Annotated in this window: 21 protein-coding genes, 1 tRNA gene and 2 pseudogenes; 10 read left to right on the forward strand and 14 right to left on the reverse strand. The window is 62.8% G+C overall.

Translation table 11 applies throughout. The annotated features are described in order from the left end of the window. The first annotated feature begins 38 nt into the window (after nucleotides 1-38). Both RA167_RS01700 and RA167_RS01705 read left to right on the forward strand, forming a co-directional pair. Nucleotides 39-422: a nuclear transport factor 2 family protein gene (locus tag RA167_RS01700; RefSeq protein ID WP_076786030.1), complete on the forward strand. Its 384-nt coding sequence runs from the start codon at nucleotides 39-41 to the stop codon at nucleotides 420-422. Nucleotides 423-984: 562 nt separating this feature from the next. Next, complete coding sequence (locus tag RA167_RS01705) at nucleotides 985-1110, forward strand: hypothetical protein (protein WP_255710790.1); 126 nt, start codon at nucleotides 985-987, stop codon at nucleotides 1108-1110. Nucleotides 1111-1312: 202 nt separating this feature from the next. Here the strand turns inward: RA167_RS01705 and ybiB are convergent. After that, nucleotides 1313-2322, reverse strand: a pseudogene (gene ybiB, locus RA167_RS01710) (DNA-binding protein YbiB). A 250-nt stretch (nucleotides 2323-2572) separates the two neighbouring features. Between ybiB and RA167_RS01715 the strand changes: the two are divergent. The 3 genes and pseudogenes from RA167_RS01715 to RA167_RS01725 all read left to right on the forward strand — a co-directional run bounded on the left by RA167_RS01715 (nucleotide 2573) and on the right by RA167_RS01725 (nucleotide 4134). Continuing rightward, nucleotides 2573-3268 carry a fumarylacetoacetate hydrolase family protein gene (locus RA167_RS01715; protein WP_076786031.1) on the forward strand — a complete coding sequence of 232 codons (696 nt, stop codon included), beginning with the start codon at nucleotides 2573-2575 and terminating at the stop codon, nucleotides 3266-3268. 92 nt (nucleotides 3269-3360) lie between these two features. Then, entirely contained in the window at nucleotides 3361-3567 is a 207-nt protein-coding gene (locus RA167_RS01720; RefSeq protein ID WP_076786032.1) for a hypothetical protein, read from the forward strand. Further along, nucleotides 3564-4134: pseudogene (locus RA167_RS01725) on the forward strand (LysE/ArgO family amino acid transporter). The gene RA167_RS01720 and the pseudogene RA167_RS01725 overlap by 4 nt, the downstream one beginning before the upstream one ends. Nucleotides 4135-4163: 29 nt before the next feature. On the opposite strand, the gene ftsY reads toward RA167_RS01725, so the two are convergent. Then, nucleotides 4164-5603: a signal recognition particle-docking protein FtsY gene (ftsY, locus tag RA167_RS01730; RefSeq protein ID WP_076786033.1), complete on the reverse strand. Its 1440-nt coding sequence runs from the start codon at nucleotides 5601-5603 to the stop codon at nucleotides 4164-4166. Between the two features lie 224 nt (nucleotides 5604-5827). On the opposite strand from ftsY, the gene rsmD reads away from it, so the two are divergent. The 3 genes from rsmD (at nucleotide 5828) to RA167_RS01745 (ending at nucleotide 7675) form a co-directional block, all read left to right on the forward strand. Then, the gene (gene rsmD, locus RA167_RS01735; protein ID WP_076786034.1) at nucleotides 5828-6541 is read left to right on the forward strand and encodes a 16S rRNA (guanine(966)-N(2))-methyltransferase RsmD; all 714 of its coding nucleotides are present in this window, start codon (nucleotides 5828-5830) and stop codon (nucleotides 6539-6541) included. A gap of 150 nt (nucleotides 6542-6691) precedes the next feature. Next, entirely contained in the window at nucleotides 6692-7195 is a 504-nt protein-coding gene (gene coaD / locus RA167_RS01740) for a pantetheine-phosphate adenylyltransferase (protein ID WP_041753866.1), read from the forward strand. Nucleotides 7196-7402: 207 nt separating this feature from the next. After that, the gene (locus RA167_RS01745) at nucleotides 7403-7675 is read left to right on the forward strand and encodes a YfhL family 4Fe-4S dicluster ferredoxin (protein ID WP_013436365.1); all 273 of its coding nucleotides are present in this window, start codon (nucleotides 7403-7405) and stop codon (nucleotides 7673-7675) included. Between the two features lie 56 nt (nucleotides 7676-7731). On the opposite strand, the gene pth is transcribed toward RA167_RS01745, so the two are convergent. The 7 genes from pth to RA167_RS01780 form a co-directional block, all read right to left on the reverse strand. Next, nucleotides 7732-8331 carry an aminoacyl-tRNA hydrolase gene (gene pth / locus RA167_RS01750; protein ID WP_076786035.1) on the reverse strand — a complete coding sequence of 200 codons (600 nt, stop codon included), beginning with the start codon at nucleotides 8329-8331 and terminating at the stop codon, nucleotides 7732-7734. A 174-nt stretch (nucleotides 8332-8505) separates the two neighbouring features. Beyond that, a complete protein-coding gene (locus RA167_RS01755; RefSeq protein ID WP_076786036.1) occupies nucleotides 8506-9123 on the reverse strand; it encodes a 50S ribosomal protein L25/general stress protein Ctc in 618 nt (205 codons plus the stop codon). 186 nt (nucleotides 9124-9309) lie between these two features. Beyond that, nucleotides 9310-10263, reverse strand: a complete 954-nt coding sequence (locus RA167_RS01760; RefSeq protein ID WP_076786037.1) for a ribose-phosphate pyrophosphokinase — start codon at nucleotides 10261-10263, stop codon at nucleotides 9310-9312. An 81-nt stretch (nucleotides 10264-10344) separates the two neighbouring features. After that, a tRNA-Gln gene (locus RA167_RS01765) sits at nucleotides 10345-10421 on the reverse strand. 52 nt (nucleotides 10422-10473) lie between these two features. Further along, nucleotides 10474-11376 carry a 4-(cytidine 5'-diphospho)-2-C-methyl-D-erythritol kinase gene (gene ispE / locus RA167_RS01770; protein WP_076786038.1) on the reverse strand — a complete coding sequence of 301 codons (903 nt, stop codon included), beginning with the start codon at nucleotides 11374-11376 and terminating at the stop codon, nucleotides 10474-10476. A 35-nt stretch (nucleotides 11377-11411) separates the two neighbouring features. Beyond that, on the reverse strand, nucleotides 11412-11999 hold the full coding sequence (lolB, locus tag RA167_RS01775) for a lipoprotein insertase outer membrane protein LolB (protein ID WP_076787650.1): 588 nt from the start codon (nucleotides 11997-11999) through the stop codon (nucleotides 11412-11414). Nucleotides 12000-12109: 110 nt separating this feature from the next. Next, complete coding sequence (locus tag RA167_RS01780) at nucleotides 12110-13900, reverse strand: tetratricopeptide repeat protein (RefSeq protein WP_076786039.1); 1791 nt, start codon at nucleotides 13898-13900, stop codon at nucleotides 12110-12112. Nucleotides 13901-13991: 91 nt separating this feature from the next. Between RA167_RS01780 and mutM the strand changes: the two genes are divergently transcribed. Then, complete coding sequence (mutM, locus tag RA167_RS01785) at nucleotides 13992-14822, forward strand: bifunctional DNA-formamidopyrimidine glycosylase/DNA-(apurinic or apyrimidinic site) lyase (protein ID WP_076786040.1); 831 nt, start codon at nucleotides 13992-13994, stop codon at nucleotides 14820-14822. Between the two features lie 84 nt (nucleotides 14823-14906). Beyond that, entirely contained in the window at nucleotides 14907-15986 is a 1080-nt protein-coding gene (locus tag RA167_RS01790) for an A/G-specific adenine glycosylase (RefSeq protein WP_237574373.1), read from the forward strand. Nucleotides 15987-16041: 55 nt separating this feature from the next. Here RA167_RS01790 and RA167_RS01795 read toward each other — a convergent pair whose 3' ends face one another. The 5 genes from RA167_RS01795 to hpf form a co-directional block, all read right to left on the reverse strand. Next, a complete protein-coding gene (locus RA167_RS01795) occupies nucleotides 16042-16680 on the reverse strand; it encodes an LON peptidase substrate-binding domain-containing protein (protein ID WP_076786042.1) in 639 nt (212 codons plus the stop codon). A 24-nt stretch (nucleotides 16681-16704) separates the two neighbouring features. After that, nucleotides 16705-17619 carry an RNase adapter RapZ gene (gene rapZ / locus RA167_RS01800; RefSeq protein ID WP_076786043.1) on the reverse strand — a complete coding sequence of 305 codons (915 nt, stop codon included), beginning with the start codon at nucleotides 17617-17619 and terminating at the stop codon, nucleotides 16705-16707. A gap of 53 nt (nucleotides 17620-17672) precedes the next feature. Further along, nucleotides 17673-18641, reverse strand: a complete 969-nt coding sequence (gene hprK, locus RA167_RS01805; RefSeq protein ID WP_041754506.1) for an HPr(Ser) kinase/phosphatase — start codon at nucleotides 18639-18641, stop codon at nucleotides 17673-17675. 97 nt (nucleotides 18642-18738) lie between these two features. Further along, nucleotides 18739-19194, reverse strand: coding sequence for a PTS sugar transporter subunit IIA (locus RA167_RS01810; RefSeq protein WP_076786044.1), 456 nt, complete (start codon nucleotides 19192-19194; stop codon nucleotides 18739-18741). Nucleotides 19195-19447: 253 nt separating this feature from the next. Further along, nucleotides 19448-19798, reverse strand: coding sequence for a ribosome hibernation-promoting factor, HPF/YfiA family (gene hpf / locus RA167_RS01815; RefSeq protein WP_076786045.1), 351 nt, complete (start codon nucleotides 19796-19798; stop codon nucleotides 19448-19450). Nucleotides 19799-19946 lie beyond the last annotated feature (148 nt).

Consider the following 19946-nt stretch of genomic DNA (forward strand, 5'->3'; position numbering starts at 1 on the left):
TCACGCTCGGCCCGTTTCGCGTTCGAAGCGAGGCACAGATGGCGGCCAAGGTTATTGAGACGATCCGGGGATTGGAGCGCAAGCGCTTTCAAGCGATGGTTGACGGCAACAGCGAGTTGTTGGACACGTTAATTGCCGACCACGCCAGCTATGTGCATACGAATGGCAAGCGCGAAAGCAAACAGCAAGTGATCGATTCGATCGTCGGCGGCCGGCGGCGCTATCGGCAGATCGAGGTGCAGAGCCAGGAGATCGTGCCGCTGTCCCACGATATTTGCATGGTGAACGGGCGCGTGCTGATCGAGATGGAAGCCAACAGCGGCGCACTTGTGTACCCGATTGCCTACACGGCGGTTCAGGCAAACGACAACGGGCACTGGCGTCTGGTCGTCTGGCATGCGACGCGCTGCGCGGTGGAGTGAGCCGGCGCCACCGGGCGTCGTGTCCGCAAGCCGGAAGGCGGCTGCGGCAGCGGGTTGCCGCGTGCCAGTCGTCGCTGCAGTGGCGAGCGTCATCCGCTTGCCGCCATGGGCTGGGTTTTCAACAGTAGCGTGCGACCCAGATCGGTGCTCACACCGGCGCGTCGGCTATGGACCGAGTAGGCCATCGGCACGAGCGCAGGCGCATGTCCAGCGTTGCATCGCAGGCGTAGCCGGCGGCCTGGGTTCATCGTTGAGCGCGGGCTGCGTTGTTGTCGCCCTTGCGGTCCGGTCAAAGCCGAACGGCCGATGAGGCGATAGCATGGTCGCTGTCAAACGACCGGCGAGGGCTTGCTCAACGGCGGGTTGATGCGGTTTCTGCCGGACGCAGGTCGGTCCGAATGTCAGCGCGAAGAAAGGATTTTGCGGCCCGATGCGAAACACTGTGCCGTTGTGCGAATGCGCGTGAGCGACTCGCGCATGAGGTAATTTGGCCACGATGCCAAAATGCTATATTGATGTCGCGTACAAAAAGTGCGTTATCCGAAACAATATGGAGATTGATATGGGATACAAAGTAATGAAGGTAGTGATGGCAGTTGCGTTGACCGTATCGGCCGTGACGGGTATTGCTGTGGCAACGAGCCAAAGCAGCTATGCGTGTGGCACCATGGCCCGTTACTGCAACTAACCTTGCGGTGCTATAGGAGTATTTGCAGCAGGTAGCAACGTGTGTCGCTGCGGCTATCCGACGCTGTCGCAGCGATACGCCAGCACAACGTAGCGAGCGAATCACAAACATGTCGCCACGCGTTGAGCCGTTGCATGGAACATAGCGTGTGCAGGCAACACAGGTGGACAGCGTTGCTGATCGGCCGCAACGGTCGATGCGCTTACGCGCACGGTGCCTGTCCCGATTCCCTCCATCGGGCAACGCGCTCGATGAGTTCGACTTGCTTCACGATGGCCTCGGGTGCCCTCGCGTGACCATCCAGTACGTCCGTTATCCATCGCGCGGTCGTTGCCGCATCCAAAGCGTCGGGCAGTTCGACCACGGGTGCTTGCGTCGATGCACGTTCAGCATCGACCAGCGTCTCGCATACCTGATCATGCAGCCAATCGACCTGCACCCGGCGCCGGGTATCGGCCGCGGCTTCTCCTTCGGTTCCACGCGCCAGCAACACACCACCGGCTGCTGCCTGCGGGAAATCGCGGAACAGCGCTGACAGGCTGTCACGGTAAGCCGGATGGGTAAGTTGACCAGCCGCAGTCCCGGTTCGGCGAACGGTTGTAGCAGCTTGACCAGCGTATGGGTCGTATTGCGCACGCCGAGTGTCGCGCGTAGCCCGAGCAAGCGGGACATCTTGGGCGCGAGCACGTCGATCGGCGCAAATGCGACCCGCGCGTGAGCGAGTGCCGGGTCGATTTCGTCGATCGAGCGCGCAGCCGGCAGGTCCAATTCGGCAAAGATTTCGGCGCTGGTCACCCGTCCCGGGTCCACTGTCACGCCATGCACGAGTACCGGCACGCCGCGACGCGCAAGCAACAAGGCGAGCAGCGGTGTGAGGTTTGGTTGCTTGCGCGCGCCGTTGTAGCTCGGTATCGACACAGGGCGGTAGTGATCGCCGCGCGTGGCGAGTGGTCTGAGCGACGCTTGCGCCGCAGCAAGCATCGCCGCAAGCTCCTGCGGCGTCTCGCCCTTGACTCTGTAAGCGAGCACCACTGCGCCCAGCTCGACATCGGAGACGCGCCCGTCGAGCATCGCGGTATAGAGCGCATAGGCATCGTCATGCGAAAGCGCGCGGGCGCCGCGCGCTCCTCGCCCGATCTCCTTAATCAACGGCGCACAACGAAAACTTGCGCCGCCGGGCGTGCTGTCGGATAACGGGTTCGATTCAGTCATGGCATCGGGCGACCAATGCACCGGCTATGTAAGCGCATGTGCCGATACGATCAGCCGCTTCACTTCGGGAATGCAGGAGCCACACTGAGTACCGCATTCGAGGCTTTCTGGCAAGCGCGCAAGGCATGCCGCGCCGGACTGGCGATCGCCACCGGTTTAAACTTGGGTGTTTCGTCTAAGGCGTACGCCTCGCCGGTTGTTCCGCGGGCGGATACCGATGTAGTGCTCACACTCGTCAGGGGAGCATGTGATGGCTTATTTATTCGAGGTGCCCAACCCCGCGGTGCCGGTAGTGCAGTCGTCCGATGTGTTTCCGGTGCGCCGTATCTATTGTGTCGGCCGCAATTACGAAGCGCACGCGCGCGAGATGGGCCACGACCCGCAACGCGAGCCCCCCTTTTTCTTTAGCAAGCCCGCCGACGCAGTGCTGTATGTGGCGCCCGGGACCGTGGGCGAATTTCCGTATCCGCCTGAGTCGGGCGAGGTCCATCACGAGATGGAACTGGTCGTGGCGATCGGGCGTGGGGGGCGCGACATCCCGGTGGAGCACGCACTGGAGCATGTGTACGGCTATGCGCTCGGGCTTGACATGACACGCCGCGATTTGCAGGCGCAGGCTAAGAAGTTGGGCCGTCCCTGGGACATGGCCAAGGGTTTTGACCTGTCTGCGCCAATTGGGCCGATCCATCCGGTATCGCAGGTCGGGCACGTCGCTGCCGGCCAATTGTGGCTGACGGTCAATGGCGTGCCGCGACAGCACGCGGACGTGTCGACGATGCTCTGGCCAGTGCCGGAAACGATCGCCTACTTATCGCGGTTCATTGCTCTGGCGGCGGGCGACCTGGTCTATACCGGAACGCCGGAAGGGGTGGCGGCGGTGGCGAAGGGCGATGTGCTCGAAGGCGGCCTGGACGGATTCGACATACTGACATTGCGTGTAGTCTGACACGCGCGCTGTAGGAGCAAGTTCATGAGGCACAAAAAGACGCGTGGTGCCGCCACTGGATCGAGACGGGCTTCAGCGCGTTTAACGCGCAGTTGGCGAACGATTCGCGCATCGGCAAGTTTGCGATCGGCGACACGCCGACCCTCGCTGACCTGTGCATCGTGTTGCAAGTTTTCAACGCGCAGCGCTTCAACATCGACCTGGCGCCCTTTGCCGCGATCCAGCGCCTCTTCGACAACGCGATGCAATTAGACGCATTCCGCCATGCTGTGCCCGCCGCTCAGCCGGATGCCAAATGAGCTGGGCTGAATCATTGCCGGTGTTCGGATCGACCTATGCGTCGGGCTTCGGATTGTGCGCGAGCCTGATCGTCGCGATCGGCGCCTCAATCGATATCGTGCTCATCGCGGCGGGCGTCGCTGGCATGGGCGCGTTGATGACACGGATGCCGGCGTTGCTCGTGGTGGTCAAATACGTCGGCGCGCTGTTCGTATTCCTGTATGGCCTGCGCGCGCTGTATAGCGCGTGGAAAGGGCCGGGGTACCTCGATGCCATCGGATCGAGACGATGCGCAGTCGGCGGTTGGCATGGCCGGCACGATCGTCGCATTATCGCTGCTTAATCCGCATGTCTATCTCGATACCGTCGTGCTGCTCGGCGCGGTCGGTGGCCGCCATCCATGGCCGGCCAACCTGTGGTTCGCGCTCGGTGCAATGAGCGCGTCACTCGTATGGTTCTGCGCGCTCGGCTACGGCGCGCGGCTGTTACGGCCGGTGTTCGAGAAAGACGTCGCGTGGCGCGTGCTCGATGTGCTGATCGCCTGCGTGATGGGTTGGATCGCGCTGATGCTGGTGTCAGGCGGTTAACAGGGAGGGGCACGCGTTGCGCCGCGTGCTTACCCGAGCAGCGCGTCGGCAAATTCGGCGGCGACGAACGGTTGCAGGTCTTCGACCTTCTCGCCAACGCCGATGAAATACACCGGCACTGGGCGTTGGCGCGCAATGGCGGCCAGGATGCCGCCCTTGGCGGTACCGTCTAGCTTCGTGACGATGAGTCCAGTCAACCCCAGCGCCTCGTCGAACGCCTTGACCTGGGCCAACGCGTTCTGGCCGGTATTCGCATCGAGCACCAGCAGTATTTCGTGCGGGGCCCCGTCCATCGCCTTGCCGATTACCCGCTTGACCTTGCGTAGCTCCTCCATCAGATGCAACTGGGTCGGTAAGCGTCCGGCGGTGTCTGCCATCAGCACGTCGATGCCGCGCGCGCGCGCGGCGCCGACCGCGTCGAAGATCACCGCGGCCGGGTCACCGCTTTCCTGCTGGATCACAGCAACGTTGTTGCGCTGGCCCCAGATCACCAACTGCTCACGCGCGGCGGCGCGGAACGTGTCGCCGGCGGCCAGCATCACCGACTGGTTAAACGACTGCAGGTGCTTGGCGAGCTTGCCGATGCTTGTAGTCTTGCCGGCTCCGTTGACGCCGGCAATCATCATCACCAGCGGTTGTGTGCGGCCAAGCACCATCGATTGCTCAAGCGGCGTGAGCAATTCGATCAACAACGTGCGCAACGCCGCCTTGACCTGTTGTGCGTCAGTCAGTCTCTCGCTGCGGACCTTCTGACGTAGCGCATCGAGCAGGTAAGTAGTGGCATCCACACCGGCATCAGCCATCAATAATGCGGTCTCGAGCTCCTCGAACAGCGCCTCGTCGACCTTCACGCCGATGAAAATGCCGGTCAGACTCGAGCTGGTTTTGGTCAGCCCCGATTTCAACCGGCTGAGCCACGAGCGCTTGGCGGTCGGCTCGGGAGCAGGGGGCGGCACGATCTCAACGATCTCTTCGTCCGCGCCGCCGACGAGCTGCTGCGTGGCGGTTCCAGCGGGCTTGGCGGGCACGGGTTGCGGTGCCACGCCGGACGCGGATCGGGCCGAGACTTCCGCAAGCGGCGCCGCAGAGGCTGGCGAGAGTGCCGGCGCCGGCGAAGCCGCGGGTGAGGATGACGTCCCGGATGCTGATGAGGGTGCCGGCTGGACTGATCCTGCCGGCTGCGCTGATTCGAGGGAGGAGGGCTCGGGCCCTGGCGCGCCGATCGCGCCCAGCGTGCCGCTTGGCGCTGCCTCAGGGGCCGACGCCGGTGCTGGTGGTGTGACAGGTGCTGTGGTTGCAGCAGGTGCAGTGGTCGTAGCAGGCGCAGCTGGCGCACCACGCGCTTCAGACGTGTCCGGGGCGGCCGGCGTGCTGGACGTGGTGGTTTGCGAGGCGGAATCCGCTACGGGCGCGTCTTGCTTCTGGCTGGACGCATCGCTCTTCCTGAATCGTTTGAAAAAGCTGAACATGGTTCGCAATGTGGCGGTACGCGCGCCGCGGGCGGGCGACGTCGGGGCCGGCAACGGAGCGCCGGTGGCAGACCGGACATTCTAGCAGAGCGCCGCATGGGCTTCTGAGTTTGTGCTCCGGCTATGGTAAGGTTGCCTCTCCCCACCCCGGCGCGGGAGGATGGCTGGTTGCGCGCGGCGACGGCGTCCGTTCCCGCGTCACGACAGCCTAATGGAATGAATCGATGAACCACTCGTCCCGCACGCGCGCCCGTGCGCCTTTTGCCGCCCCCGACGGTGCGCAAACGCGTGCCGCCGGTGCCGCAGCATCGCGCCGCGTTGCCGCGACGCGTCACGCGCCGCACCAGGTCCGCCTCATCGGCGGCATCTGGAAGCGTACGCTGCTGCCGGTGCTCGATCTGGCGGGGCTCAGGCCGACGCCGGACCGTGTGCGCGAAACCTTGTTCAACTGGTTGGGCCAGCAACTGGATGGCCTGGTGTGCCTGGACCTATTCGCCGGCACCGGGGCGCTCGGCTTCGAAGCTGCATCGCGCGGCGCGCAACGTGTGGTAATGGTCGAGCGCGATGGGCGCGCGGTTGCACAACTAAACGCGATCCGGCAAAAATTGGATGCGCAGACGATCGAAATTGTGCAGGCCGATGCGCTGCGGCTGGCGGCCGGCCTCGCGCCGGCGGGGTTCGACATCGTGTTCCTCGACCCGCCGTTCAATGCCGAACTGCTTGGGCGCGCGCTGACGCTTGCGTTGCCGCTGGTGGCGCCTGGCGGTGCAGTTTATGTCGAATCCGATGCGCCATTGGCTGCGGTGCGGGACGCTCAAGCGCAGCAGGGCGTCGCTGCCACGCCCGGCTGGCCGTCGCTGCAGGAATGGCGCATCGTACGCCACGCGCGCGCCGGCGCGGTGCATTATCATTTGCTGCGGTGCGAAAATGGTGAATAATGCGCTTTCCAAAAACGAGCTGGCGGCGTTTTACCGCGACGTCACGCCGGCCACCGCTGTACCGGTCCCGCTTGCCGCCGGGCATTGGCGGCGAGTGCCAGCGCGACCGCGCATCGTGCCACCGGCTTGTTAAGCGAGAGGAGAATATTGATGGTAGTTGCGGTCTATCCCGGTACGTTCGATCCGCTCACTCGCGGTCATGAAGATCTTGTGCGCCGTGCTTCGAGCATTTTCGACACGCTGGTGGTCGGAGTCGCCGACAGTCGCAACAAGAAGCCTTTTTTCTCGTTGCAGGAGCGTTTGGACATCGCGCAGGAGGTGCTGGGTCACTATCCGAACGTGAAGGTGATGAGTTTCGCGGGGTTGCTCAAGGACTTTGTCCGCGCCAATAATGCCCGGGTGATCGTGCGCGGCCTGCGTGCGGTGTCGGACTTCGAATATGAGTTTCAGATGGCGGGGATGAACCGCTATCTGCTGCCGGACGTCGAAACGATGTTCATGACGCCGTCTGATCAATATCAATTCATTTCGGGCACGATCGTGCGGGAAATCGCGCAGTTAGGCGGTGACGTCAGCAAATTCGTGTTTCCTTCGGTGGAGAGGTGGCTCAAGGACAAGGTCGCCGGGGCCTCTCGGGCCGCGGCCGGCGGTTGAATTACCGCTTGCACTACTGACGCAGCGGCAGCGGTATTGTCGAAGCGGCGCGGTCTATCGCACCTGACTCGGAGGCCACCGAGCGGACGTTCTTACTTTGCACGGACCGGACATTCTCACGTTACGCTGACATGCAATGTTGCGCAGCCGAGAAGCAGGCCAGAAAAGTTATAATGTGTTGTTTTTTCTCGGAAAGTTGGTGGCCGTATGGCTTTGATGATTACCGACGAGTGCATCAATTGTGACGTTTGCGAGCCCGAGTGCCCGAACGGCGCGATTTCGATGGGGCCGGAAATCTATCTGATCGATCCGGATAAATGCACCGAGTGCATCGGTCATTTCGACGAGCCGCAATGTGTTCAGGTGTGTCCCGTCGAATGTATCCCGGTGAATCCCGAGCGGGTTGAGACCCGCGAGCAGCTAATGGACAAGTATCGCGCGCTGATGACGGTCGATGAGCGCGCCGACGGTGAGCGCTGAGCCACCCCGCGCCAATCTAATTGTCCTGTGCCGCCGTTGCGGCTTCTCTATCGTACTTAAGCGCGGTGAAGTTGCATCATTGCGCGTTCCATTTCCCCGCTGACAATCAGCGGCATCACCGCGAGACTTTTGTCGGTGGCTGCGTCGATAAGTTGCTGTTCTTCCTTGCGCGGCGGTTTCAGCACGAAATTGACCACGTCAGGTTTGGCGCCCGCGCGCGCGCCCTCCGGAATCAGCTCCCGCGGATGGCCAATGCCGATACGCAGACGCCAATATTGCTGCGTTGACAGATGAGCGGAAATATCCTTCAAGCCGTTGTGTCCGCCACTGCCGCCGCCTAACTTCAGTTTCGCGACGCCCGGCGGCAAATCCAACTCGTCATGAACGACGAGGATGGATTGGGGCAGAATCTTGAAGAACTGTGCCACTGCCACCACGGACAACCCAGACCGGTTCATAAACGTTTGGGGTTGCAGCAAGTGGATTTCCTCGCCGTGCAGGCGCACCTTCACATAGGCGCCGTGAAAGCGCCGCTCGTCGCGCAGCGTGGCGCCTGCTTTGTGTGCGAGCTGGCCGATGAACCAGAATCCCGCGTTATGCCGCGTGGCCGCATATTCAGCGCCCGGATTGCCGAGTCCGACGATCAACTTGATCATGATGGTCGTGCCACTCGTGAATTCAGTTAAAAAAACCCGCCGGGCATGGCCTCGGCGGGTCACTTCGTCCCGCTGATCCGACTTCGTTGCATCGTACCGGCGGATCGAGAGGATCGATTCTACTATGTGACGGGCACGCAGCATTGCGTCCCCGTATGCAGTGTCCGTACTGCGTTATGCAGCCGGCGTGCCGCCTTCTGACGATTCACCTGCTTCATCTGATACCGCGCCAGCAGGTAGCGTCGCCGACACGATCACCGGGTTTTCCTGCTCGACGTGCGGCGTCAGTTCAACCCCGGCCGGCAGCTTGACATCCTTCGCGTGCAACGACTGGTTCAACCCGAAGTTGGCCAGGTCGACTTCGATGAACTCGGGCAGGTTGCCCGGCAGGCACGATACTTCGATTTCGTTCAGCACGTGCGTAATCACGCCGCCACCGAGTTTCACCGCCGGCGAGCCTTCCTGGTTCATGTAGTGCAGCGGGACCTTCACCGTGATTTTCGTCTTTGCGTCGACACGCTGGAAGTCCACGTGCAGCACCATTCGACGGAACGGATGATATTGGACGTCGCGCAGCAGTACTTGTTCGGTCGCACCGGCGATCTCGAGATCGAGAATCGACGAATGAAATGCTTCTTTGTTCAGCGCGTGGTACAGCGCATTATGGTCCAACTCGATCAACTTCGGTTCGGTGCCAGCGCCGTACACGATTCCCGGCGTCTTGCCGGCATTGCGCAGGCGGCGGCTCGCACCCGTTCCCTGCTGGCTACGCTCGAAAGCGACTACTTTCATGTTGTCTCTCCAATGACTGCCCGCGACCAGGCAGTGGGTCCGGGCAAATTGCCCGGGTCATCAAAACGGGACCATCGAATCCGACACGGATCCCGTCGGTCCCGAAATACGCGGCGCGCGTTCGTAACTGCGCACCACGGGCTGGCAGTGCCACTCGAGGGCGGCCTTGCCGGAATACAGCTATTCTTAATGTTCGGCGAACAGCGACATCACCGAGTCGCCGCGGCGAATCCGCGAGAAAGTTTCAGCCAGCAGGCCGGCGCATGACAACGCGCGAATCCGCGAGCATTCCAGTGCCTCCTTGCCCAGCGGAATCGTGTCCGTCACGACCAGCTCATCGAGCGCTGAGTCCGCGATGCGCTGGATCGCGCCACCGGACAGCACCGGGTGCGTCGCATACGCGAACACTTTCTTCGCGCCGCGCTCTTTCAGCACTTGTGCGGCCTTGCACAGTGTGCCGGCAGTGTCGACCATGTCATCCATGATCACGCACGTGCGACCCTCAACTTCGCCGATGATGTTCATCACCTCGGCGACGTTCGCCTTCGGGCGGCGTTTGTCGATGATCGCCAGATCGGTGTTCAGCTGCTTTGCCAGCGCGCGCGCGCGTACCACGCCGCCGACGTCCGGCGACACGACCAGCAGCTTGTCGTACGCTTGCTTGCGCAGGTCGCCGAGCAGCACCGGCGTCGCGTAGATATTGTCAACCGGAATGTCGAAGAAACCTTGGATCTGATCGGCATGCAGATCCATCGTGATGATCCGTTCGACACCGGCGATTTCCAGCATGTTGGCGACGACCTTCGCGGAAATCGCAACGCGCGCCGAGCGCGGGCGGCGGTCCTGCCGCGCATAGCCGAAGTAGGGGATGGCTGCCGTGATCCGTCCGGCCGATGCGCGTTTGAGCGCGTCGACCATAATCATCAATTCCATCAGGTTGTCGTTCGTCGGCGCGCAGGTGGACTGCAAGACGAATACATCCTTGCCGCGGACGTTCTCTTGGATCTCGACCTGGATTTCTCCGTCCGAGAAGCGGCTGACCATCGCTTTGCCAAGAGGAATACCCAGGGTCTTGACGACTTCCTGTGCAAGCGAGGGATTCGCGTTGCCAGTAAATACCATCAGGCCGTCACTGTTCATCGTGCACCTGCTACTCGGGGGGCGTGGCATGGGATGGAGCGTGTGGCGCTAGGGCAAGATCATGCCCGCGCTATGGGTAACTGGCAGGGGAGGAAGGACTCGAACCCTCGAATGCCGGAATCAAAATCCGGTGCCTTAACCAACTTGGCGACTCCCCTACACGAACCGTCTGCCTGGTCGGGACTCGCGAACCCGACACGGCGAAACCTTTTATGACGCAAAAGTGTACAACGGATGGCGGTCCAGACTCGATGCTATCGCACTTTGCCAGCCGGCAGGGAGCTTTGCTTGCGCCAACTCCGCTTGCGCCCTGCTGGGAAATGCTGCGAATACACTCGCACCCGATCCCGTCATACGGGCGGGCGCGATTGTCGAAAACCAATCCAACACTTGCGCCACTTCTGCATATTTTCCCGCGACAACCGGCTGCATGTCGTTTCGACCAAAATGATCTGGCCAACCCGCCTCGCTTGCCTTATTGTCATCAGCGATGTTTTGCCGTGCAAGAAAGTCCACAATTGTGATGTGTTTGGTGTCTCTTGTCAATGCCTCGGAGCGGAAAATTTCAGCGGTCGGCACATGTACCGCGGGTTTAACCACCAGGAACGTGCGTGCTGGCAGCTGAACCGGTTGCAGTTGCTCGCCCACGCCTTGCGCAAAGGCATTGCGCCCGAACACGAAGAACGGCACGTCGGCGCCCAGTTCTAGTGCCAGGGCTTGCAGCGTCGCGCGCGGCAGATACAGCCGCCACAGCCGGTTCAACGCGAGCAGCGTGGTTGCCGCATCCGAGCTGCCGCCCCCGATGCCGGCTCCCATCGGCAGGCGCTTGTCGATGTCGATCTCCACACCGTAGCGACAACCGCTGCGCTGTTGCAACAGCTTTGCCGCTCGAACGCTTAGATCGGCCTGCTCGGGGACCCCGTCCAGTGGCCGCAGGTGGCGCACCGTGCCATCGTCGCGGCGCCGGAAATGCAGCACGTCGCTCCAGTCCAGCAACTGGAACACCGTCTGTAGCTCGTGATACCCGTCCTCGCGGCGGCCAGTCACATGTAGGAAAAGGTTGAGCTTCGCGGGAGCTGCGCAGTCGCGCAGTATGTCTTCGGTTTCAGTCATGGGGGTTCATCACGCCGTGGATGCCTGTGCGCGGCTTATTGGTCCAGTACGAGTTTGACCGACAGCGGTGGCGCCTGCCGCGTCAGGTTTACGCGCTTGACGCGGCTTACCGGCGCGGCGACGTACGCTAGGTATTCAATCGTCCAACCGTCCTGCTCGACGCGGCTCAGGCGGCCGGCGCCGTCGGTCGCCGTCCAGGCGCGCGAGTCTGGCGACACGGATGGCTGCAACCAGTAGCGCAGCCCTTCGACCGGCAGTGAGAAGCCCAGCGTGCCCTGCATTAGCTCGGATACGCTTGGCGCCATCTGTGGCGCTTTGTTGGGCAATTCGAGGGTGGCCAATCCTGGTGCCGACGCGACGATGGCCAGCGTCTGACCGAGCGGGCTCAGCAATTGCAGCTTGACGGTTTGGCCGGCTTCCTGCCAATCAAAATTGCCATACGCGTTGCGCGGCTGCCCATTTTGGTCCTCGTAGCTGACCGCGAAGCGTCCATGGTACGCGTGCACGGTTTGCCCGGCCTGCGCGCTGCCTGTGCCGGCAACGGGCGCAGTGGGCCGCTGTTGTGGCGTCACACAGGCGCTCAGCAGCGCAGCGAGCCCGAGCGCGCCACACCCGTGGCGCATGGCGCGCGACTGCCGCAGGCCGCCAGCAGCGCAGCGCAACACGCGGCGAACAGACGAAACACAACGAGCAGGCCGGGCGCGCACGTCGGCCAGTAGTGGAACTTGGTTCATCACAGGTCGTCGATCTGGAAGCGTTTCAGCGTCTTGACCAGCGTGTCGTTGTGCGGTTCCAGCTTCCGTGCGTCGCGCCACGCCGCGCGGGCCTGGTCACGATCGCCATTTTCCCACAGCACCTCGCCTAGATGCGCGCCAATCTCCGCGTTCGGCTGCAAGTTGTACGCGCGACGCAGCACCTTCACTGCACCAACCTTGTCGCCGAGCCGATACTTGATCCAGCCGACGCTGTCCATGATGAATGCATCGTCCGGTGCCAGCGATGATGCTTTTTCGATCAGCTGATTGGCCTCGTCCAGCCGCTGGTTGCGGTCCGCGAGCGAATAGCCGAGTGCGTTATAAGCCTGCGGGTTTTCCGGTTGCAGCCGGATTAGATCGCGCAATTGCTTTTCCATTACGTCGTAGTGACCGTTGCGCTCGGCGGCCATCGCGTAGTCGTAGGCCAGGTCCGGATCGTCCGGAAACGCCTTAGCCGCTTGCGCGAGCCGCGCCTCGGCTTGGGCATAGCGCTTGGCGTCAAACAAGATCGCGCTGTCGGTACGCGCGATCAGCGCCGCTTCGCGCGGCGTCATCGGCTTGAGTTCGGCGAGCAGGTTGCGTGCGTCGTCGACCTTGCCCTCGCGGGCGATGATCTGCGCGCGCGTGATTTGTCCCGCCAGGTGTTGCGTGCTTCCGGGCGAGATCTTGTCCAGCCATTGCGACGCAGCCTGGTCATCCTTTTGCTCGAGCGCGATCTGTGCCAGATAGAGGTACGCTTGGCCCGGATCGGCGTTTGGCTGACGCTGCGCGGCCGCGACGTACCGTTGCAGGTATTGCTTCGCGCTCGACCAGTGCCGCTGCTGGATCTCGATCAGCGCGAGCGCCATCAACGGCAGCAGGTCGTGGCTGTCGTCATTGGCCAGTCGCGTGAACTCGATTTTCGCGTCGTCCAGCTGATCGCTGGCCAGATACAACTGGGCCAGCGACATCCGCGCCTCGCGCGCCTGCGGATTCTTACGCACGTATTGCGACAGCCGCTGCGTGGCCTCCGCGCGATCCTGTGGGCCGAGCTGCGCGAGCAGTAGCACTGCGGGCAGGAAGTCGGGCTTTTCCTTCAGCGCGACTTGCAGCGACTGGCGCGCGCCATCGCGATCCTGCGTAAGTGCCTGCTGTCGGGCGATCGCGTAGTTCGCCTCTGGCTTGTCCATGTCGTGACGCAACAAACTCTGCAGCACATGCAGGCCCGACGTGCGGTTCGGGCCGCGCGCCAGCAGCATTTGCACCCCGATTAGCGCATTGGCACGATTATCCGGCGCAACTTTCGCCAATTGCTGCTCCAGCAGCGGCTTGGCTTCCTCGGGCTTGCCAGCCAGCACCAGCAGCGAGGCATCGATTTGCGCGGCACGATCCGACTGGGGCGCGTACTGTTGCCACAGCTGTGCCGCGTTCAGCGCGTCGACCGGGCTTTGCGCAAGCAGCGCGATTTCCGTGGCGCGCTGCGCGAAGCGCGGGTCCATCGTGTCGCGGGCCAATGCCAGGTAAGTCTGGTAGGCCGGTGCGGGCTGGTTGCGCTGCAGCGCAACCTCGGCGGCCAGCACCTGGTAGACCACCTGGCTGGTCAGCGGCAGGCGCGGCAGCGCCTTCTGCTCATCGGGCGTTGGCGTGCTGATGATATCGGTCAATTCCGGCGAGTCGTTGTCCTGCGCGGCGGCGGGCCGTGTGAGCACGAGCGAGACGGCGAGCAACGCGGCAGCCGCCGCCGGGCGTGCTGGGCCTCGGTGGAGCAGCTTGGCAAGAAGCAGGTTCATGGAAATCCAGTCAATGTTTCGATGGATTGTAACGCGGTGGCTACAATAGTGGGCGTGGACCACGGTGTGTCCACCTGCCTGCCTATTAGACATGCCAGAACTGCCGGAAGTTGAAGTGACGCGACGCGGAATTGAACCGTATGTCGCTGGACGACGCGTGCAGCGCGTCGAGGTGCGTAATGTTGCGCTGCGCTGGCCGGTGCCGGCCACGCTGGCGCGCGAGCTTGAGCAACGCGTGATCCACAAAGTGGAACGGCGCGGCAAGTACCTGCTGTTCGAGCTGGACGACGGATGGCTCATCGTGCACCTGGGGATGACCGGTACGCTGCGCGTGCTGCACAACCTGCCCGCGTTGCCGCCCGCCGCCCAGCACGATCATATCGACTGGGTCTTCGATGAGTTCGTGTTGCGTTTTCGCGACCCGCGTCGCTTCGGTGCGGTGTTGTGGCATCCGCGCGCGTCGGGCGGCGTGCTCGAGCATCCTTTATTGGCCAGCCTTGGAGTCGAGCCTTTTTCGAGCGCATTTTCGGGCACGCTGCTGCATCGTCGCACGCGTGGGCGCACGGTGTCGATCAAACAGGCGCTGCTGGCCGGCGACATCGTCGTCGGTGTGGGCAACATCTATGCATCCGAGAGTCTGTTTCGCGCCGGCATTCGGCCGAGTACGCCGGCGGGACGCGTGTCGCTGCCGCGCTATGAACTGCTGGCCGACGCTATTCGCGCGACACTGGCGGCGGCAATCGACAAGGGTGGCAGTACGTTGCGCGACTTTGTTGGCAGCCACGGCGAGAGCGGTTATTTCCAACTCGACTATTTCGTCTATGATCGGGCCGGCCTGCCTTGCCATGCCTGCGGTGTGCCGATCCGGCATATCGTACAAGGACAGCGCTCGACCTATTACTGCACGCGCTGCCAGCGCTGAATCGACCCCTTGGAGGCCAATATAGAACCAGCTGACTTCGCGCCGCGCCTGATCGCGTGGCAGCACACGCATGGGCGGCACGACCTGCCGTGGCAGCGCAGCCGGGACCCATATCGAGTCTGGCTGTCGGAGATCATGCTGCAGCAAACGCAGGTCTCGACGGTGATTCCGTATTATTCGAGGTTCCTCACACGCTTTCCTCACGTTCACGCATTGGCGGCTGCCGCGGCTGACGACGTGATGGCGCTATGGAGTGGACTGGGATACTACACTCGCGCGCGCAACCTGCACCGGTGCGCGCAGGTCGTCGTCCAGCAGTATGGCGGCGCGTTCCCGCAGACTGTTGAGCAACTCGCGGCACTGCCGGGAATCGGCCGTTCGACGGCGGCGGCGATTGCCGCCTTCTCGTTCGGCGTGCGCTCGCCGATCCTGGATGGCAATGTCAAGCGGGTGCTCGCGCGGATTTTTGGGATTGACGGCTTTCCGGGCGACAAGCGCGTAGAGACCGCGATGTGGGCGCTAGCTGAGTCGTTGCTGCCGACGGCCGGTGACGCATCCGACAAGGCGTCCGGGAAGGCGTCCAATGACGCAGCCGATAGCGTACGCCAGCGCGATGGCGCACCGGTCGAGCCCATCGTGGCGTATACGCAAGGACTGATGGACCTGGGAGCGACGCTGTGCGTACGGGGCCGGCCAGATTGCGGTCGCTGCCCGTTTGCGCACGCGTGTGTGGCCAATCTGACGGGCCGACAGCGTGAACTGCCGGCCGCTAGGCCCAAAAAGCCCGTGCCGACACGCCGCACAATGATGCTGGTGCTGCGCAGTGCCGATCAGGTGCTGCTCGAGAAACGCCCGCCGTTGGGCATTTGGGGCGGGCTCTGGAGCTTGCCCGAGGCGCCGGACGTGGACGCGCTTGCCGCGCGTGCGGCGCAACTCGGCGGTGCGCCGGTCGTGCTGGCGCCGCTTGCCCCGCTGGCGCATACGTTCACACATTTTCGCCTCGAAATCGAGCCGCGGCTCGCGCAACTGGTGGACGAACCGCGGGCCGCAGTGCGCGACGCGCAGGCGGACACTGCATGGGTGCGGCTGGATGCCATCGGCGACTATGGCTTGCCCGCGCCGGTGCGCAAGCTGCTCGATGCGCTGGACGGAACGTTGTTGTAGCCCAAGTTACAGCAGTGGGTGATGCAGGTTACAGCAGTGGAGTGGGTAGAGCAGGCTACAGCAGTTGGTGCTGCAGCATGTAGTGGTGCACGACGTCGATCCGCGCGCCGGCATCGAGGACTTCCATTAGTTTTTGCCGCGCGCGCGCGGAGACCGGCAGGACCTCGGCGAGCCGGTTGGATACCCAGCTTGGATCGTCGAATGCGTACGGCTCGATGAATGGCAGATTGCCCGGGCTGCGCTCGGACAGCGTGGCAACGATTCGCTCGAGCACCTCTGCGCACGCGCCGAACTTCGCGACGCGCTCGTCGCCGTTCAGCGGGCGGTCCTCGGGCAGTAACTGCACCTGGCCGCGTAGCAAGCCGTTGGGCTCAGTCCGATGCGACAATAACCGGAAGCGGCGCGTGCCTCGGGCGCGGATATGCATCAGGCCGAAACGCTCTACGTCGCAATCGACAATCTCGGCCAGGCAGCCGATCGATTCGGGTACTGGCGGCTCGTCCTGCTGGATCACTTCACTGCCGCTCTTGAGCAAGCATACGCCGAACGGCGCATGATCGCGCAGGCAGTCACGGGTCATGTCCTGGTAGCGGGCCTCGAACACCTTCAACGGCAGCAGGCCACCAGGAAACAGCACCGTGCGCAACGGGAACAGAGGCAGCTTAGCAAGGGTATCGGATGGGACAGTTGACATACGTTCGTGCTCGGTTTGGCGCGGCTAGCCGGACGCTCGGGCCGATGTACTGGCAAACGACGCGCTGTCACCATGCGCGCCGGCGATCTCGCGATGCCGCACCAGCACGTTTGCGGCGCTTGCGAAGCGCGCGGCGAGTGCCTCGGCAATGTAGACGGAGCGATGCTGCCCGCCGGTGCAGCCGATCGCCACGGTCAGGTACGCACGATTGTCGTCGCAGAAATGCGGCAACCACTTGGACAGGTACTCGGCGATATCGTCGATCATCGTGCCGACCAGCGGCGTGGCGGCAAGAAAGTCGATCACCGGCCGATCGAGTCCCGTCAGCGGCCGCAGCTCCCGGTCATAATAGGGATTAGGCAGAGTCCGCGCGTCGAATACCAGATCGGCGTCCAGCGGAATGCCGCGCTTGAAGCCGAACGACTGGAACATTAGCGCGAGACCGGTCTGATCGTGTTCGATGAACTGCTTGACCCAGGCGCGCAGCGTGTTCGCGCGCAGGCTGCTGGTGTCAATCTGGTGCCCGAATTCCGCCAGATTGGCCACCAGCTCCCGTTCGTGCTCGATTGCATCGGCCAGCGAAGCCTGTATGCCATCGAGCGCGTCGTCCGCCATTGACGCGGACAGCGGGTGCTTGCGGCGCGTTTCGGAGAATCGCTGGATGAGTGATTGCGTGCTCGCATTCAAGAACAGCACGCGAACGTCGTGGGTGTGGCCAAGTGCACGGATAATTTCCGGCATTTCGTCCAGCGAGCGCGCCGAGCGCGCGTCGATCGCGACGCCGAGCCGCGCCTGTCCCTCCCGGGACAGGAACGCCACGAGTTCCGGCAGGAACCGTGGCGGTAGGTTGTCGACGCAGTAGTAGCCGGCATCCTCGAGCGCCGCGAGTGCCACCGATTTGCCGGACCCGGACATGCCGGTGATCAGGATGATTCGCATCGAGTCAGGGTTCATGCGTTTCATCATAGCAGCGCTGTAGCGCTTCGGGCCGCTCAGATTAGCTTGCCTGGAAATTGTCCGTCCGGATCCTGCATCGCAAGCCGCTGGCGCTCCATAAAATCGCGCAATGTATCGATGCCGCGCAATTGCAGAATCGTATTGCGCACGGCGGCTTCGACCAGCACGGCCAGGTTGCGGCCGGCCGCAACCTGGATCGTGACCTTGCTGATTGGCAAGCCTAGCACGTCAACCGTTTGGCTTTCTAGCGGCAGGCGTTGGAATTCGCCGTCGGGGCGGCGCACCAGCTGTACAATCAGCTTGAGCTTCATTTTTCGGCGCACCGCGGTTTCGCCGAAAATCGTCTTGATGTCGAGCAGCCCGAGTCCGCGTACCTCCAGCAAGTTCTGCAGTAGCGGCGGGCAGCGGCCTTCGACGAAATCTGGGCCGAGCCGCACGAAGTCGACCGCATCATCTGCGACCAGCCCGTGGCCGCGGCTGATCAGCTCCAGCCCCAGTTCGCTCTTGCCCAGCCCCGAGTCGCCAGTCAGCAGCACCCCCATGCCGAGGATGTCGAGGAACACGCCGTGCAGCGTTGCGCGCGGCGCCAGGATACGCGACATGTATAGCCGCAAGCTGTCGATCACGGCGGCGGCGGACATCGGCGTGGTGAACAGCGGCGTCGAGGAGCGCGTGCAGCGAAGCACCAACTCCGGCGGCGCCGCTACGCCGCCGGCCACGACTAGGAACGGCGGTTCAAGGGCGATCAGCTCGGCCATGTTACGCGAGCGATCCTCATCGCTTTGCCGCTGATAGTAGTTGACCTCGGCTTCGCCCAGCACCTGGATCCGGTTCGGATGGATCAGGTTCAAGTGGCCGACCAGATCGGCGCTGGAGGTCGCATTGGCGACGGTTTCCGTTGAAAAACCGCGGTCCCAGCCTTCATGACCCGTCAGCCAACTTAGCTTCAGCGAAGCGGCGTTGTCGTCGAAGATGCTTTGCGCGTTGATGCTGGACGTATCCATGGTGGCCTTCTCGGGTTGCGTCGCGCGGCGCTGCTCATCGCGGTATGCGACGCATGCGCTTGAATCTATTGTGTTAGAAGCGCACGCGTCGCGGCGATTAGGGTTGCCACTGAGTCAGCAGTTGGTGCAGCGCGCCACGGTCCGGCTCGGTGGACAGATTCTTGCGCGCTTGCTGGTCCGACAACAGTTGTGCGATCTCGGACAGGATTTCGAGATGTTGCTGCGTCGCCTGTTCTGGCACAAGCAGGAAGATCAGCAATTGGACCGGCTGGCCGTCCGGCGACTCAAACGGAATGGGTTCGGCAAGCCGCACAAATGCCGCCAGCGGCTGCTTCAGCCCCTTAATGCGCCCATGCGGGATCGCCACGCCTTCGCCCAGACCGGTCGAGCCGAGCCGTTCGCGCGCAAACAGGTTATCGGTGACGACGCTACGGGCAATGCCGTTTTGATTTTCAAAGATCAGGCCGGCTTGTTCGAAAACCCGCTTCTTGCTGGTCACGGACAGACCCAGCACGACATTCTCAATGGGCAGGATTTTAGCTAGACGATTCATAGGGACAGGCGAAAAGCAATTGTATCGCGCACGGGCTGTCGGCCAGCACTGGGGGCCGCGCGACGACTCACGGCAGACGCTTTCCGGCTGATGATTTTATAGGTGGCAACTATGGTAACCAAAGCATTATAGATCAGGCGAGTTGCGTATGGTGCAACGCGCCAACGCGGGTCCGGTCTACGCGATACAACGGTGCGGGTAATGAAAAAGCCGCCCGGTGCGGGCGGCTTGCCAACGCGGACCCGATCCGCGCTCAGGGTGCCGGTTGCTCGGGAACAGGCACGTACTTGATCGCCTCATGCTGGTGGCCTTGCAGCCGGCCCTTGTAACGCAATACCTGACGGTCGAGTTTGTCGATCAGCATGTCGATCGCCGCGTACAGGTCGCCATTCGCGCTCTCGACAAAGATGTCCTTGCCCTTCAGGTGCAGGTTGACCTCCACCCTTTGCCGTTTTTCCTTTTCCTTGTGATTGTCCACGGCCAGTAGCACAGTGCCATCGATCACCTGGTCAAAATGCCTGAGCACTCGGTCGAGCTTCGCGACCACATATTCGCGCAGGGCGGGCGTGACGTCCAGGTGGTGTCCACTGATCTTCAGATTCATAGCTGCCTCTCCGTGCTCAATAGCCGCTGGCGCAAAGGCATGATCCGGCGCCGCTCGAGCCTCGTCCCGCTTGTAGCGTGCACCCCGTTGTGACGAAAAAGGTGCGGCGGGCCGATATCGGCCGGCTCCTGACCATATTCTATCTAAG

Source organism: Mycetohabitans endofungorum (assembly GCF_037477895.1).
Classification (GTDB): domain Bacteria; phylum Pseudomonadota; class Gammaproteobacteria; order Burkholderiales; family Burkholderiaceae; genus Mycetohabitans.